Raw genomic sequence first — 13905 nt, 5'->3', positions numbered from 1 at the left:
GCCGCCTCCTGCTTTGCAGGATCAGGCTGCTTTGGGTTCGGGTAGTCACCCTCATCCCTTCGCACTTTTTTTTGGGAATGGTACTGCAGATTATTAAAGGCTCGGGACTGGCGCCCGACGCATCCTTGGCGGGTTCAGTCAATGTAGATTCAAGCGCTCGGTTCGGATTTCACTCACTTCGAGTTATCTTCCGATACCAGACGGCATCCTTCGGGGAATCCATGGAATCTTGCGGTTGCCATGAATTTTTCGTTAGTTCGATAAAAAGTTACGCTCAATGAATTTTCGGTTCTATCCCAACCATCGGGAGAATAGAAAACCGTCGTGTATCGCTTACAATACTCTTCGTTGCCTTTTGTAACGAAGAGACAAGAGCATCCTTCCTTAGCGGCAAATCTAACCTGTATCTGGGCCAATTCTCTTGGTATTAAACGAAATAAAATTATCAAATACAGGATGAGCGGCAGGACAATAGTCGCTATAAGAAAAATGGAAAGTAATTTCCGAATTCTCTTTGATTTACGAAATCCGAAAAGATTCGGCCTCATTGAGTTGCTTCCCCTTTTTCCGAGATGCCGGAGAGAATTTTTTTAATAAAATCTCTCATCGGGAATCTACCCAAACGATCGTTTCCGAATCTAACGACAACCAATTTCCGGTCGGGATCGATGACTAAGGATTGCCCCCAATGTCCCGATCCGAAGATCGAATCGGTGGATAGAAATTCGAATACAGGAATCTCCGGAGTTCCGCGTTTTCGATTCGAGTAAAGATGACCTTCCATTGACGGGATCGGAAAATAGGATAAAGGAAACGGAAGGGCATTTTCTTTCGGAAAAGGACCCGAAGTCTCTCGCATCCAAGTTTCGGAGAAGATTCGTTTTCCTTTATAGAATCCGTTATGAATATAGAGTTCTCCTATCTTCGCTAAATCTTTCGGCATAAGATACGCGTACGAAGAACCGACGGGTACTCTGCGAGAATCCGTCTCCCAAACATACTCTTTGATCTCCATTCTTTCAAAGAAGACTTTCGGAAATCCCCCTTCTTTCTCATAGATTGAATTAAGTACTGCCGATAATAGGTTGGAATCTCCGCTAGAATATTTTACGTTTGAACCCGGTCGAAAAAATTTCGTTGAGATATAAGCGGCGTGATCGTCTCTTCCGACACCGTAAAGCATGGCAAGGACGTCGGAACTGAACGGATTCCATTCGTAGCCTTCTTTCCAATCACCACCGCTCGCGTGATAGAGAAGATGACGCACCGTGAGCGTTTTCGGCAGCTTGGATTCTAATTCGGGAAGATAACCGACGGCGGGCAGCGAGAGATCGAGCTTTCCGTCGCGAACAGCCATACCGGCGACTGCGTTTAACAGAAATTTGGAAATCGACCAAAGAGGTTGTAAATGTTCCGGATCGAAGCCGTTACCATACGCTTCCAGAACCGATTCATCTTTCGATAAAACGTAGATCGCATTAGTTTGGACTCTACCGCGGGTTTCCTCCGGGATGTCTCGGACGGCCTCCTTTGCCGCTTCTTGTAATATTAAATTTTTAGCATATACTAGCTTGTAGGCGACGGATTCCGGCGCTTTCCCGCAATAAACGCTAAAGAAAGCGATCATTGCAAGTATGTAAAATGGAATTCCCGAATTCATAATTTTGAATTGAATAGAGCGACAAAACTCAAACGATTTATTCTTCCGATTTCGTATTTTCCTGAGGCGTATTCAGTATCAATGGCAGGCTGTCTTTTCCTGAAGGTATGATCATAAGTTTCGAGTTCGGATTTTCAAACGCTTTCAATTGCAAGTATTGTTTGGTCAACTGAGAAGCGATCAATTTCTGAGCCTTGGCTTTTCCTTCAGCTTCTATGACGGTGGCTTTTGCTTTGGCTTCGGCATGAATAATCGTTATCTCCGCGTCTTTCTTCGCGATGTTGATCTCGAATTTCATCTGTTCCTGCTCTTGCTCTTTCGTTAATTTCCCTTCGATTGCGGTTAAAATCGGTCGGCTATATTCGATATCGTCTATAATGACGTCGTCGATTTCTATATGCTTTCCTCTCAATTTTTCGCCTAATGCTTGTCGAATATCTTGGGAAACTTTCGGAGTTTCCTTGGAGATCCGAATCATACTATAGGCCGATAGTGCGTTTCTTACCGAGGTTCTAAATTGCGGGCGAACTACTTTTTCGTAATAGTCGGGTCCGATTTCGATTTGTAGATTATAGATTTCGGACGCTACCGGCCTTAGGATTACTGCCGCCACCACATTGATGGTAAGATCATCTCTAGTTAGTACGTCAACTTTCTCTTTGTAGGAGGTCCATTGAATCGGATAAAGATAAATATCGTTCCACGGCGCGTACAAATAAAGGGCATTGGTCAGAAGATCCTTCTGCAATCCGGAGGTAAGCGGATGCCAACGAAGCCCGGCCTCTCCCGGGCGAATATTTGTAAAACACCCATAACTGGCAAAGATCGAAAGTAACAGAGTCACGAATGCGATTTTTTTTGCCCGTAACAATTTGCTAGGATTAAGGTAGGTTTGCATGGGAAAGCTCCTAAAAAGCCGAACTTACAAGTATTGGACCTGAATCTTGGAGGGAATGTTCCGAATAACGGGATCGGGAGTTCCTGCACACAAAAAACGATTGTCCTAAGAGAGGAAAGGATCGCTTCTTAGTCGCAGAACGGAAGAAGAATTTGAAGCAAGAGTGGGAAAACCTACCGAAAATTCGAACCAGATTTAGTGGGACTGTCGATTCTGTTCTTGCCCATAGAAATCCGGAACAATCGCGAATTCTGATAAGAGACATACGATTGCTGGTATCCGGTAGGAAAATTATTTCCGCTCAAGATTTTTATTACTCTTTACGGTTCCGAAATCTCCGTTTGGTTGCGGGGGATAAGATCGAATTCGATGCAAGGATTCGGCCCGATAAAAGAGGTGTCTCTTCCGAGAAGATCCGATTAAATTATCCGACGAAAATATTTCGTAAGGGAGGGGAGGTGCATTCTCTCTTTCCCGAAAGCGAGGTTGAAGACGTTTGACTTCTCCGAAGAGCCTTCGATCCTGACTGAGGAGGCCGCTTTTGGAGACGATTAAATTTATATTGGATTTCTTTCTTCATTTGGAACATCATCTGGATACGTTAATCCAGTCGTACGGCATTTGGGTTTATCTGATTCTTTTTCTTATTATCTTTTGTGAAACCGGTTTGGTCGTAACTCCTTTCCTTCCGGGAGATAGTTTACTTTTTGCTATCGGTGCGTTTGCTTCCAGAGGGTCCTTGGACTTGATTACGGTCATTTTACTCCTAATTATCGCCGCAATCCTTGGTGATACGGTCAACTACACGATCGGCAATCTCGCAGGGGAAAAAATCCTGGCTAGGGAAAAGATTCCGTTCCTGAATAAAAAGCATTTGGAAAAGGCCCACCGTTTCTACGAAGTATATGGCGGAAAAACGATCATCATTGCCCGTTTTATTCCGATCGTTCGAACTTTCGCGCCATTCGTAGCGGGTATCGGAAAGATGACCTATTCCAAATTTATCATATATAATGTCGTCGGTGGAATTGTTTGGATTTTAGTTTTCAGCATCGGCGGTTACTTATTCGGAAATCTTCCGTTTATTCAGAGAAATTTCAAGTTAGTAATTATAGGAATTATTATAGTTTCGATCTTACCGGCTGTCGTCGAATATATTAAGGAGAGGAAAAAAGGCAGACTGTCTTAAAACAATTCAGGTTTCTCTAAGGGAAAGACGATTCTAAAAACGGATCCTTTCCCTGCGATTCCGGAAGATTCTAAAGTCCCTGAAATTTTTTTCGCCATTGCTTCCACTAAATTCAATCCTAGGGAAGTCCTCTTCTTTCTATCGGGATTGAAGCCTTGTCCGTCATCCTCTATTTTCAACTCGGCTTCTTTGTGATTCGATGTTAACGATATTTGAATTCGGCCGGCCCGTTTGGGAAATGCGTGTCTAAAACAATTAGTAAGCAGTTCGTTAAAAGCCATACCGAGGTGAATCGTTCGGTCGATATCCAGGGGGACTTCCTGCAAGTCGCATATCACTTCGATTTTATCCTGGTCGAATAGGATCGAGGATTTAACGTTTTCCGTTAATTGTTCAATGTATTCTCTAAGTGAAATGGAGCCGAGACTGCGTGCGGAATATAAGTTCTCGTGGATTAATGCCATTGATCTGATTCTATTTTGGCAATCCTCGAAGATAGGAAGGAGCGTAGCTCCGTTTTCCTCGTCGGATAATCTCATTTTCGAAAACTCGAAAAGGCTTTGAATGATAGCCAAGTTATTTTTCACCCGATGGTGTATCTCTCGGAGCATTACTTCCTTTTCGCCGATCATCGCCTCTAATTCCTTTTGAATTTGCTTTTGATCGGTGATATCGATTGCTGCCGTAGTAATCCCTTTGACAGTTCCGTCGGGAAGTTTTAACGGTTCTACCGTTAAATCAAAATACGTATCTTCGCCCTGATAAGGAAGAATTACCTCTCCGCGAAACGGCTTACCCGTTTTGATTACTTTCTCTTTTAACTTCGTAATTCGATATGCGGTCTCTTTCGGAAAAATATCATACTCGCCTTTCCCGATAATCTTTTCTTCGGAATCTCCTAGGTTTGGGTGAAACAACCAAGTATATCGTAATTCTATATCTTGCGAAAAGAACATTACTTTCGAATTTTTTAACGCTAGATGAAACATCTCGAAATTTTTCTTCAGAGCCTCTTTTGCCTCGTTCAGCTTGCTTACGCTTTCCACAAGCATTGAGTTTGCCGTTAGTTTGTCTTTAACGACATCGATTAATTGCTCCGCTTCTCCGACGGCATCGGGCGACTCGGGAATTAAAGGAGACACATAGGATACCATAGCCACCCGCCGATTTCCTTGCGTAATAAAACCGATTCGAGAATCGATGCGCATCGGTTTACCGTCTCCTCGAATTGCGTCGGCTTCGACCTGTACGATATCGGGATACGAATTGAATGCGTCCTTATATTTGATTAATGCGAATTCTCGGGCGGCTTCCGGTAAAACTATGCTAAACGATTTTCCGATAACGTCCTGCTTACCAATACCGTAAAATTTGAAATACGCCGAATTCACGTAGAGTATCAATCCTTCAGGATCGGAAATTACGATCGCCTCCTTAGCCGATTCAAAAATTGACAGAGGAACGGACGTGATCGGGTTACTCTGTTCTTTTGTCTGAGTCACTACGGGTTCCATTAATTCTTCATTAGACAGAAAGAACCTTCAAAGAATTCCACTCGTAACGAATCTTTATTTAGGAAGACTGCAATCCCTGATCCGATCGGTGTATTTCACCATAGGCTGATCGGAATAGTTTCTGAAAGGAGCGGGTTCCAGTTCCCTAGCCTTAGATGAATCTCCTCCAGTACCTGCCGGACTGATCCCGACCGGGCCGAAATTTGTCGGAGGATAAAAACACCGAGGGAACTCACTCGCTTTTGCTAATTTTCCATCTTTTCGAGCTATCCTCACGACATGTTCGCCGAGACGAAGATAAATGGAGGACGAGTCGGCAGACCATCGAAGTTGATAAGTCGGAATTTCCTTCCAGTCCGGTAATAGATTCTCGGAATAGCTTTTATCCAACGAGGACGATTGCCCGTTCGTATCGGCGAGAATAAGTTTCGGAGATATGATCTCCAAATTTTCGTCTACTTTGCCGATCAATAGAGCAGCAGTTCCTCCATCCGGAGAAGGGACGAAGCGCAATATGGTCTGCCCATTGCTCAAAAATTGCTTCGGTTCGAAGGATCTAAATCCACGGGGGGACCAAACGGATGGGGTTCGAGAATTTCCTCCATATTCGTCATTCACTCCTTGGATCCAAAAGAGCCTCGCAGTCGAGGAATGATAATAAACGGATCCGGGTAATGTCCAATAAGCCGCTTCATAACTATAAATGGGAGGTTCTCCCTTCGGATCCGGCGTCCCGGTTAGATCATATATTCTGAATTTTGTTTTATAATTTCGTTTTTGACTCGTTCCGACTAAAGGGTTCCAAGAAAAACGTTCTTCATACGTGATTTCCGTTTGGACTAGTTCCTTTCCGGTTTCGGACCATCCGCGCTCAATTGCAAGTCCTGCCGGTCGCCAAAGCATTCGGGAACAAGAAGTAAAAATGAAAGTGGATAAGAGGCAAGTTATTTGAATTAGATTATTCCGCATCAATCGAGTCGTTCGGTTCATACAGATATATTAAGAACGTTTCACTTTGATGGAAGAAGTTTATGGATTTTTAAGATAAATAAGTTCGCCGCACATCCGTACGGCGAACTATCATGAACGATTAACGCCAGCCTTCGCCTTCTAACTCTATGTGATCAAGATATAATCCTCCTGATCCTACGGAAGGGGCTCTCGTGTGACCTTGAAACTGAGTATAGGTGACGTTCGAATTGAACGGCCAAATACCTTCGCTTTGGGTTACCGAGGATTGACATACGCTTAAACCACCGGCCTTGTTATATGCACAAGAAGAATGGAATGCAACGGCTCCATCGTCATTACCCGGAAGAATCCAGGAAGAGGCGCCTTGAATTCCTGAAAATCCTTTATAACCTGGAACTTGGTACAGTGTCACTCCTGCGGTGACGTTATGGTTGTATGCACCACGAGCCGTTCCTACGATTAGGGCTTTATCCATGGCATTTCCGCCGAAACCGAAAGTGATTCCGTTCAATGCGGAAGCCAATTCGGATCCACCCGAGGCCGAAGCTAAAGCGGTCACTTTCGTGATATTATAGCCTCTGCTTGCCGTGGTGGCTCCGAGATTGGAAAGCCAATATTCTGTTGCATAACAGCCTGCACTGTGGCACACGATTTTGCAAGAATTGGATCCTTTGCAATACGTGTTTAAACCGGTAGTCAGGTTGGTTTGGGCTCTAGCTGTGCCGTACGTTCTAGGATCGCTCGTTCCATCGTATCCGACAAAAATCTTTGCCCCGGATACCGAATTAGGAGCGGTTCCCCAATAATTATTCACGTCCGCTGGGCCGACGCCATTGTGGTTTGAACTCGATTTTCCGTGCACGAATATTGTATATGTTTGTGCCGAAAGGGAACCTGCAAACAACAAAGCGAAAGCTAACCCCAATCCCATACTCTTCCAATTTTTCATCTTCACTATTCTCCGATCTTTTGAGAAATTCCTGAACAAGTGTTCGTGAATTTCTCGTGATACTACTATGTACTATGTTGTGCTATGCGTCAAGTGATTGGAGAGTTTTTTAACATAACGGTTAGAATGTAAAATAAATAGAAAGCGTTCAAACTTATTATTAAGAAATTAAGAGTAGCGGTCATTACAATTTGCGTACTGCGTTCGGTATTATTTGTAACATTTGTTTTACTTTAAAAATTCAATCTTCAATTATATTTCACTTATATTTTGTGTGAAGGATCGATTCGTTTTTACTCGTTCAGAAAATTAATCCGTTGGGGTTACTAAATTCACCGCTGTCTTCCGGTAAAATAAAACGGTTGAGCAGAATGACATCTCCGAGCAAACAGTTAGGCCGAGAGTGGAAGGAAAAATTAATTCATGATGAATAAAAAAAATTGGATCTATGCGGGATTGTTAATCGCGACTCTATTGATTCTTTTTGTATTGTGGGAAGAAGCGAAGGAAGAGGGATTCTTTCTTACCGAGAAAGAGAAGAAAGAAAAAGCGGAATTTATGGCCAAGGGAACTTCGCCGTCGACTTCCGGGACATCCGATTCGGGTTATTTTCAAAGTTTGGATGAAAGTGTTCCCCCGGAAAAAATCTTAAAAGATTATATAGAATGGTCGGAGTATCCTCCGAATTCCAGACCATTAACAAAATATAATGAGGATTTATTGAATCCTTACTTTATCGGTATTCCTGCAGTACCGATGGCGGATAAACCGACGGATAAACAACCCAATGGCTATTCTTGCAAACTTCAACCGTTGCAATGGGCTGCGATCGGAACCCGTGATCCTTTATACATTACCCTTGAATGTTACGATAATAAATTTCAAAGAGTTCCTCTGGATGTTCGAAATGTGAAATTAACGCGGGAATTCGACGGTCATAAATTCGGAGCTTTAAGTCCCGACGGAAACGATAAGGGAATAGACGGAGACGTAAAGGCAAAAGATAATCTGTTTACGTTTCAATGGCGACCAACCTCGAAAGATTGGGGAGATATGTTTTTGGAAGTGGAGTTTGTTTACGGAAAGGAAAAGAAGGAAGGGAAAATCATTTCTTCTTTTTTCTCCTCACCAAGCCAGCCGGCAGAGTGGACCAATTACTTTTCCGACTCTCCGTCGGACGGATCTCTTTCCATTCGCGCGGCATTGAACGTTTTCAGACCGGGTACATATCATTTGGAAGCGAATTTGATTCATGCAGCAAGCGGAGAGCCTATCGCCTGGGCTTCGTTCGACGGAAAGTTGAACGGTGGTAGACAAGAAATCGATTTTCTATTCTTCGGTAAATTGATTCGTGAGAGCGGTTTTGACGGTCCATATGCACTCTCTCAATTACGAGGACATCGAGTGAATCTTCCGATCGACCCCGAATGGTTCGGTCAAGGAGCCGAAGGTATGAAGAAGATTCTTGCGGCTAAGACTACCGAGCCGGACAAAGAACTGATTGCTCCGTACAAAGAAAACTACATGACCCGGACGTACGATCAGAATACCTTCTCATATAAAGCATGGCAATCTCCAGAGAGAGAACAACAAATCAAACAGTTGCAGGCGCATGTTCAATGATCCTACTTTGCGTGGTCGAGTTTCTGCTCCGGGCGCTGGAAGCCGGGCTCGCATTAAGGATATAGCTTTGTTTATCGATAATCTCTCTCCGCGGAATTCGCGGTAATCTTAAAAGAGTCCGGGCAGCAAATCCTGATTTTGGCTTGGCCGAACTTGGAATTCCTCGGGGATTCTGAATAGGTCCTTGCGAAAGAAAGCCCTTTCGTTTAGATTGAAGCGTTTGATTGCCAAGCGAAATCTAGCCTGTAAAAGCTCGGCGTATTTGCCTGTTCCAGTCATACGCTGGCTAAAGTTGGAATCGTACAATTTACCTCCGCGAGCTTCACTCAACACTCGCAGGATCTTCTCCTTTTTTAAAGGGTAGTTGATTTCCAACCATTCCACGAAAAGTGGGGATACTTCGAATGGGAGGCGAAGGAGAACCATTCCCGCGCTTGAGGCGCCTGCTTTCTTTACTTCCTCCATAATCGTTTCCATTTCCGAATCGTTTAAAAAAGGAATCACAGGCGCGAACATCGCACCAACAGGTACCGATGCTTTTGATAAGCCGCTGATCGCCTCTAATCTTTTTCCGGGAGCCGGGGCTCTAGGTTCGAGTGTCGCCCAAAGTTCCTTATCTAGAGTAGTTACCGAAACATATACTTTCAAGATTCCTAATTTTCCCATTTCGGACAAAATATCGATGTCTCGTAGAATTAACGATGATTTGGTAATGATCGCCGTCGGTTGTCGAAATTTGAGTAATATCTCTAAAATTTTTCTCGTATTCCGATAGGTTCTTTCTCCTGGCTGATACGGATCGGTCGCTGTTCCGATCGTAATCGTTTCAACAGGACCTTTGCGTTTTCTCAGCTCATTGATCAGCAGCCGATCTACGTTCTTTTTTACGAAAATTTTGGACTCAAAATCGATTCCGGGAGAAAGATTCACGTACGCGTGATTTGGACGTGCAAAACAGTAGATGCAGCCGTGCTCGCAACCGCGATAAGGATTGATGCTCGCATCTATCGGGATATCGGGGGAATCGTTGTGAGTGAGAATCGATTTAGAATCTTCCGGAAAAAATTGAGTCACCAAATTTCCTTCGTCTTCTTCTCTATCTTCCTTCCAGATTTCTCGGGATACGGACTCGAATCGCCCTTCCGGCGCGGAAATCGTACCTCTTCGGTGTTTTTTCATCTGCTATCTCGAAGCCAAGTTCTCGATAAAAAATACCTGATATCTACTTATTTGTAAACTATAAATTTGTATAGTATTTATTTTTCTAACGTGACTCGGTTTATTTCAATTGAGTTGGATGTTTCGACCCTAAATTGCTTTCTAAGAGGTGCGGAGAGCTGTAGTTCAGTTTTCTTTTCGATGCTGCGGATTCCTTAAGCGCTCAGTCGTTCTTTTACGGCTTGCGGATCCCATTCTTTGTAAGCAGGAAGTTCGGAAATCGTTTGAACATATCGGGACGCAAGAGCCGCAAGATACGAACATGCGCAAACAAGTGCAGTGACTGAAGGACAATGCAGAGCAGCAATCCTGAGTGGAAACGGGGTAGGTAGTTAGTCGCCTGTTTTTACTCTCGAGTTGAAACCTTAGTCAACCAACATTTCCTGAATAATATGTTTAATTTTCGTTATTGTTTTCGATTCAATCTTACCGAGTTTTTTGATTAAACGAGCCTTATCAACTGTCCGAATTTGGTCTAAGACTATCCAACCTTTCTTACTCTGGAAAGTTAGCTCTACTCTCGTGGGATATGAGTGTGATTTCGTTGTCATTGGTGCGACAATAATCGTACTTATAAACTTATTCATCTCATTCGGAGATATTATTACGCATGGTCTTGATTTTTTGATTTCGCGACCAATTGTAGGATCTAAATTTATTAAATAAACTTCGTACTGAGAAACTACCATTCCCAAGCCTTAGTAGATAAATCAATCAAGTCCGGAATTAACAGCTTATCATCCTTTTTATCGGACATTGCTTTAAATTGTTTTTCCCAACCATCTCTCGGTTTTGTCTTCAAAGGTACAATTATGATTTTATTCTTATCAATAAGCAGATCTACTTCTTCTTCAATATGGCATTCTTCTAAAAGCGCCTTAGGAATCCTTATTCCTTTCGAATTGCCTATTTTAACGACCGCTGCTCTCATGGTAATTACTATGTAATTACTGCCATTTTTGTCAACGAGAATACATCCCTAAACTCATTCTTTGTAAGCAGGAAGTTCGGAAATCGTTTGAACATATTGGGATGTAAGAGCCGGAAGATACGAACGTGCGCAAACAAGCGTAGTGGCTGAAGGACAATGTGGAGCAGCAATCCTGAGTGGAAACGGGGGCTACCTAGTCGCCTGTACCCGGGCTTTATAGATGTATTTCTCTAATCCGAACTTTCGTTAATGTAAGAATGGCAAATTTTCCTTTTAGATTAACATCGTGTAGCTCAAGCAGCTTAGTAAGTGAGACAGTAATCTTTTGGTATTCTTTCGCATCGTATCGAAGAAATATTACTCCCAAAGAATCTTCCTTATGAGAAAATACCCACTCTCCAAAGTCCTTATCTAATGTAAGAATTACCGAATCTAGCCTTTTAGCTAATTGAATGATTTGATAATCACTAAGACCTTTATAATCTTCCGAAATGGAATGAACGATATAACCAAAATTCCCTAGCTCTCTAACAATTCGGATATCTACGTTTCCATCAGCTAAGAGATTAGCCGGCAAGAAGGCTTTCCTTTGAAACTGCTTCGCTCGAATACGATAGACATGCAAGAATATCATCTTTAGAAATTCCAGGGGTAGCTAATAATATTTCATCTATCGACATACCTTTACCTAAACGCTCTAGAATAAGTTCCACTGTAACTCTAGTGCCTCTTATTACTGGTTTGCCCAACATTATATTCGGATCAGCACTAAGGTGGTCTCGATATTCCATGTCTAAATTAGAACTTTTGCTAAACATTTAGCAAGATTTTTTATTTACAAATTTGACAAGCGCCAATCGGTTTCTTTAGTATCTAATTATGATAGCTTTTGAATATTTTGCCTACTTCGATTGAAATTTCTGAGTATGGCGATTAACTTAAGCGCTCAGCAGTTCTTTTGCGGCTTGCGATTCCCATTCTTTGTAAGCAGGAAGTTCGGAAATCGTTTGAACATATCGGGATGCAAGAGCCGGAAGATTTACGCCGTAGGTGATAAATCGTGAGACAACCGGCGCATAAAACGCGTCTGCAACGGTAAAATCTTTTCCGAATAAAAACGGTCCGCCGTAAGACTGTAAGTTTTCAGTCCAGATCCCGACGATTCGATCTATATCTTTTTGCGCTTCCGGAGGAATTTCTTTTCCAGTAATTCTTCCGGTAAAATTCATACCGAGATTGCTACGTAATCCGGTAAAGCCAGAATGCATTTCCGCCGAAACGGATCTTGCTTTAGCTCTCACCGACGGATCCTTGGGCCAAAGCTGGGGGAATTTTTCCGCTATATATTCCGAGATGCTTAAACTATCCCAGATCCATAAATCTCCATCATGAAGGACCGGGACTTTCTTCGAAGGCGAGTATTTCTCGATTACCGAAGCATATTCAGGAGTAAAGAGTTTTAACGAAACTTCACGAAACGGAATACCGGCTTGTTTTAGAAGTATCCAAGGTCGAAACGACCAGGAGGAAAGATTCTTATTTCCAATAACTAGAATGAGTTCGCTCATTCAGTTATTATTTTTCCGTTCCAGATCGGTTGCAAGAAAGATCACAATTCCATTTCGCTATGATATCGAGAAAAAGATGGAGTACAGCAACAAGTTAGAACGCCTTTCTTGCGCAGGAAATTCTCCGAAGTTGTTGGATTTTGCATTAAATCCTTGTCCTACGTAGTGTAAGAAGGCGAGAGTTTTTCCCCTCTTCATTTTCTTGGGAAATTTCGCGTCCGTTTAATATAGTTTCCCGCAGCCTGGCGGGAGCTAGAAGGATCGAGCGATTGGAAGATTTAAAGGAATACGTTCTAAAATACGAGACCTTACCTGACATCCTACTGATCTGCGACATGCAGGGCCAAATTGTGCATATAAGCGGCAAAGGACTGGAAATTTTAGGACTTCACTCGGGCGATGTATTCTTCGGAAAGAAACTCTCGGATTTTTTCTCCGATACGGATCGTGCCTATATCGCGTCTGAAGTCTTCCCATCGGCTTTACGGGAAGGGGAATGGCGCGGCTATGTATATCTTCGTAAAAAAGGCGGCGAAGAAATTCCCGTATTACAGATCGCTCCTTTATTGCCCAACTCCCAGAAACGACTCTCTTTCTTTCTTTTCTTAAAAGCCGGATCCACTAGCACTTCGATTCGCAACGAGGCGATTTACGGAGCATTCAGACAATCCCGCAATGCGATGTTCTTAACGGACAAGAACGGCATTATTCTGGCAGTAAATCGACAATTCGAAACGATTTCCGGATTTAGCGAGAACGAATTGGTCGGGAAGACTCCTAAAATCTTTCAGTCCGGCCAAACTTCCCGGGAATTCTATGATGAATTTTGGGAAAAGATTCTGAGTGGAAAAGAGTTCCATGGCAGCTTTCTAAATCGAAACCATGCCGGAAAGTATGTACAATGGAATCAGGTCATTTCCCCGATTCAGGACGAAGAAGGAAGGATCTCAAGCTTCCTCAGTATGATTCTTTCCAATAATGAGGCGGGAGGCTTGGTAAAATTGCGAGGATCCGTAGAAATCGGGACGGAACCGATTTCTCCTCCGGATATATTTCGCAGATACGAAGGTTTGGACAAAGAGGCTTTGGTTAGGATGCTGCGCGAAAAAACCAAACTTACTCGAAAAGAAACCGAAATATGTGCCGGCATCGCCTCCGGAAAAGATAAGAGTCTAGTTTGTGAAGAACTCGGTATACACCAAGGAACGATGAAAAATCACCTTAAGTCGATATACCGAAAAACAATAGATCTTGAAAAAGACATTCCCGGGCCGGAACGCGACAAATTGCAAAGATTGACGATTTATTTGTTCCGTCTTTTGGGAGACTAGTTTTCTTTAGATTTTGGTCCTTGAGGGACAATATTTCTTCGTAATTCTCGAT

At 42.9% G+C, this 13905-nt stretch carries 16 protein-coding genes; 4 read left to right on the top strand and 12 right to left on the bottom strand.

The window, feature by feature from the left end; all coding sequences use genetic code 11:
- Positions 1-173 precede the first annotated feature (173 nt).
- Genes LEP1GSC058_RS11325 through LEP1GSC058_RS11315 form a run of 3 tightly spaced genes read right to left on the bottom strand, consistent with a single transcriptional unit; the run spans position 174 to position 2558 of the window.
- A complete protein-coding gene (locus LEP1GSC058_RS11325) occupies positions 174-548 on the bottom strand; it encodes a hypothetical protein (RefSeq protein ID WP_016550849.1) in 375 nt (124 codons plus the stop codon).
- Positions 545-1660 (bottom strand): serine hydrolase domain-containing protein, encoded by a 1116-nt coding sequence (locus tag LEP1GSC058_RS11320; RefSeq protein WP_016549437.1) that lies wholly within the window; start codon positions 1658-1660, stop codon positions 545-547. The genes LEP1GSC058_RS11325 and LEP1GSC058_RS11320 overlap by 4 nt, the downstream gene beginning before the upstream one ends.
- A gap of 37 nt (positions 1661-1697) precedes the next feature.
- Positions 1698-2558, bottom strand: coding sequence for a prohibitin family protein (locus LEP1GSC058_RS11315; RefSeq protein ID WP_016550265.1), 861 nt, complete (start codon positions 2556-2558; stop codon positions 1698-1700).
- Between the two features lie 152 nt (positions 2559-2710).
- Between LEP1GSC058_RS11315 and LEP1GSC058_RS11310 the strand changes: the two genes are divergently transcribed.
- Together LEP1GSC058_RS11310 and LEP1GSC058_RS11305 are read left to right on the top strand one after the other, a co-directional pair.
- Positions 2711-3058 carry a hypothetical protein gene (locus tag LEP1GSC058_RS11310; RefSeq protein ID WP_016550262.1) on the top strand — a complete coding sequence of 116 codons (348 nt, stop codon included), beginning with the start codon at positions 2711-2713 and terminating at the stop codon, positions 3056-3058.
- Between the two features lie 41 nt (positions 3059-3099).
- Positions 3100-3747, top strand: a complete 648-nt coding sequence (locus LEP1GSC058_RS11305; RefSeq protein WP_016549885.1) for a DedA family protein — start codon at positions 3100-3102, stop codon at positions 3745-3747.
- Here LEP1GSC058_RS11305 and LEP1GSC058_RS11300 read toward each other — a convergent pair.
- The 3 genes from LEP1GSC058_RS11300 to LEP1GSC058_RS11290 form a co-directional block, all read right to left on the bottom strand.
- Entirely contained in the window at positions 3744-5261 is a 1518-nt protein-coding gene (locus LEP1GSC058_RS11300) for a histidine kinase dimerization/phosphoacceptor domain -containing protein (RefSeq protein ID WP_016549328.1), read from the bottom strand. The genes LEP1GSC058_RS11305 and LEP1GSC058_RS11300 overlap by 4 nt on opposite strands.
- A 54-nt stretch (positions 5262-5315) precedes the next feature.
- Positions 5316-6164, bottom strand: coding sequence for a hypothetical protein (locus tag LEP1GSC058_RS11295; RefSeq protein ID WP_232224678.1), 849 nt, complete (start codon positions 6162-6164; stop codon positions 5316-5318).
- Between the two features lie 187 nt (positions 6165-6351).
- Entirely contained in the window at positions 6352-7182 is an 831-nt protein-coding gene (locus LEP1GSC058_RS11290; RefSeq protein ID WP_016550307.1) for a hypothetical protein, read from the bottom strand.
- A 423-nt stretch (positions 7183-7605) separates the two neighbouring features.
- Here LEP1GSC058_RS11290 and LEP1GSC058_RS11285 point away from each other — a divergent pair, with 423 nt between their 5' ends.
- Positions 7606-8805: a hypothetical protein gene (locus LEP1GSC058_RS11285; protein WP_016550729.1), complete on the top strand. Its 1200-nt coding sequence runs from the start codon at positions 7606-7608 to the stop codon at positions 8803-8805.
- Positions 8806-8913: 108 nt separating this feature from the next.
- Here LEP1GSC058_RS11285 and LEP1GSC058_RS11280 read toward each other — a convergent pair whose 3' ends face one another.
- The 6 genes from LEP1GSC058_RS11280 to LEP1GSC058_RS11260 all read right to left on the bottom strand — a co-directional run bounded on the left by LEP1GSC058_RS11280 (position 8914) and on the right by LEP1GSC058_RS11260 (position 12522).
- A complete protein-coding gene (locus LEP1GSC058_RS11280) occupies positions 8914-9984 on the bottom strand; it encodes a PA0069 family radical SAM protein (RefSeq protein ID WP_016549756.1) in 1071 nt (356 codons plus the stop codon).
- A gap of 404 nt (positions 9985-10388) precedes the next feature.
- Positions 10389-10712 (bottom strand): type II toxin-antitoxin system PemK/MazF family toxin, encoded by a 324-nt coding sequence (locus LEP1GSC058_RS11275; RefSeq protein ID WP_039948314.1) that lies wholly within the window; start codon positions 10710-10712, stop codon positions 10389-10391.
- Positions 10706-10954 carry an AbrB/MazE/SpoVT family DNA-binding domain-containing protein gene (locus LEP1GSC058_RS11270; RefSeq protein ID WP_016550882.1) on the bottom strand — a complete coding sequence of 83 codons (249 nt, stop codon included), beginning with the start codon at positions 10952-10954 and terminating at the stop codon, positions 10706-10708. Before LEP1GSC058_RS11270 ends, LEP1GSC058_RS11275 begins: the two co-directional genes overlap by 7 nt.
- Before the next feature lie 214 nt (positions 10955-11168).
- Positions 11169-11531 (bottom strand): DUF5615 family PIN-like protein, encoded by a 363-nt coding sequence (locus LEP1GSC058_RS11265; RefSeq protein ID WP_016550330.1) that lies wholly within the window; start codon positions 11529-11531, stop codon positions 11169-11171.
- On the bottom strand, positions 11521-11745 hold the full coding sequence (locus LEP1GSC058_RS19995) for a DUF433 domain-containing protein (protein ID WP_084680428.1): 225 nt from the start codon (positions 11743-11745) through the stop codon (positions 11521-11523). The genes LEP1GSC058_RS11265 and LEP1GSC058_RS19995 overlap by 11 nt, the downstream gene beginning before the upstream one ends.
- 147 nt (positions 11746-11892) lie before the next feature.
- On the bottom strand, positions 11893-12522 hold the full coding sequence (locus tag LEP1GSC058_RS11260; protein ID WP_016550026.1) for a glutathione S-transferase family protein: 630 nt from the start codon (positions 12520-12522) through the stop codon (positions 11893-11895).
- 269 nt (positions 12523-12791) lie between these two features.
- Between LEP1GSC058_RS11260 and LEP1GSC058_RS11250 the strand changes: the two genes are divergently transcribed.
- Positions 12792-13853, top strand: coding sequence for a PAS domain S-box protein (locus tag LEP1GSC058_RS11250; protein WP_016549832.1), 1062 nt, complete (start codon positions 12792-12794; stop codon positions 13851-13853).
- Positions 13854-13905: the final 52 nt, after the last annotated feature.

Source organism: Leptospira fainei serovar Hurstbridge str. BUT 6 (assembly GCF_000306235.2).
In the GTDB taxonomy this organism is placed as follows: Bacteria; Spirochaetota; Leptospiria; order Leptospirales; family Leptospiraceae; genus Leptospira_B; species Leptospira_B fainei.
This window is presented reverse-complemented; position numbering and strand designations above follow the sequence as displayed.

Excerpts from the sequence above, each read along its gene's own strand:
- LEP1GSC058_RS11325 (WP_016550849.1), bottom strand. The coding sequence starts at position 548 with ATGAGGCCGAATCTTTTCGGATTTCGTAAATCAAAGAGAATTCGGAAA.
- LEP1GSC058_RS11270 (WP_016550882.1), bottom strand. The coding sequence starts at position 10,954 with ATGAGAGCAGCGGTCGTTAAAATAGGCAATTCGAAAGGAATAAGGATT.
- LEP1GSC058_RS11280 (WP_016549756.1), bottom strand. The coding sequence starts at position 9,984 with ATGAAAAAACACCGAAGAGGTACGATTTCCGCGCCGGAAGGGCGATTC.
- LEP1GSC058_RS11290 (WP_016550307.1), bottom strand. The coding sequence starts at position 7,182 with ATGAAAAATTGGAAGAGTATGGGATTGGGGTTAGCTTTCGCTTTGTTG.
- LEP1GSC058_RS11295 (WP_232224678.1), bottom strand. The coding sequence starts at position 6,164 with ATGCTTTGGCGACCGGCAGGACTTGCAATTGAGCGCGGATGGTCCGAA.
- LEP1GSC058_RS11260 (WP_016550026.1), bottom strand. The coding sequence starts at position 12,522 with ATGAGCGAACTCATTCTAGTTATTGGAAATAAGAATCTTTCCTCCTGG.
- LEP1GSC058_RS11300 (WP_016549328.1), bottom strand. The coding sequence starts at position 5,261 with ATGGAACCCGTAGTGACTCAGACAAAAGAACAGAGTAACCCGATCACG.
- LEP1GSC058_RS11315 (WP_016550265.1), bottom strand. The coding sequence starts at position 2,558 with ATGCAAACCTACCTTAATCCTAGCAAATTGTTACGGGCAAAAAAAATC.
- LEP1GSC058_RS11275 (WP_039948314.1), bottom strand. The coding sequence starts at position 10,712 with ATGGTAGTTTCTCAGTACGAAGTTTATTTAATAAATTTAGATCCTACA.
- LEP1GSC058_RS11285 (WP_016550729.1), top strand. The coding sequence starts at position 7,606 with ATGATGAATAAAAAAAATTGGATCTATGCGGGATTGTTAATCGCGACT.
- LEP1GSC058_RS11320 (WP_016549437.1), bottom strand. The coding sequence starts at position 1,660 with ATGAATTCGGGAATTCCATTTTACATACTTGCAATGATCGCTTTCTTT.
- LEP1GSC058_RS19995 (WP_084680428.1), bottom strand. The coding sequence starts at position 11,745 with ATGGAATATCGAGACCACCTTAGTGCTGATCCGAATATAATGTTGGGC.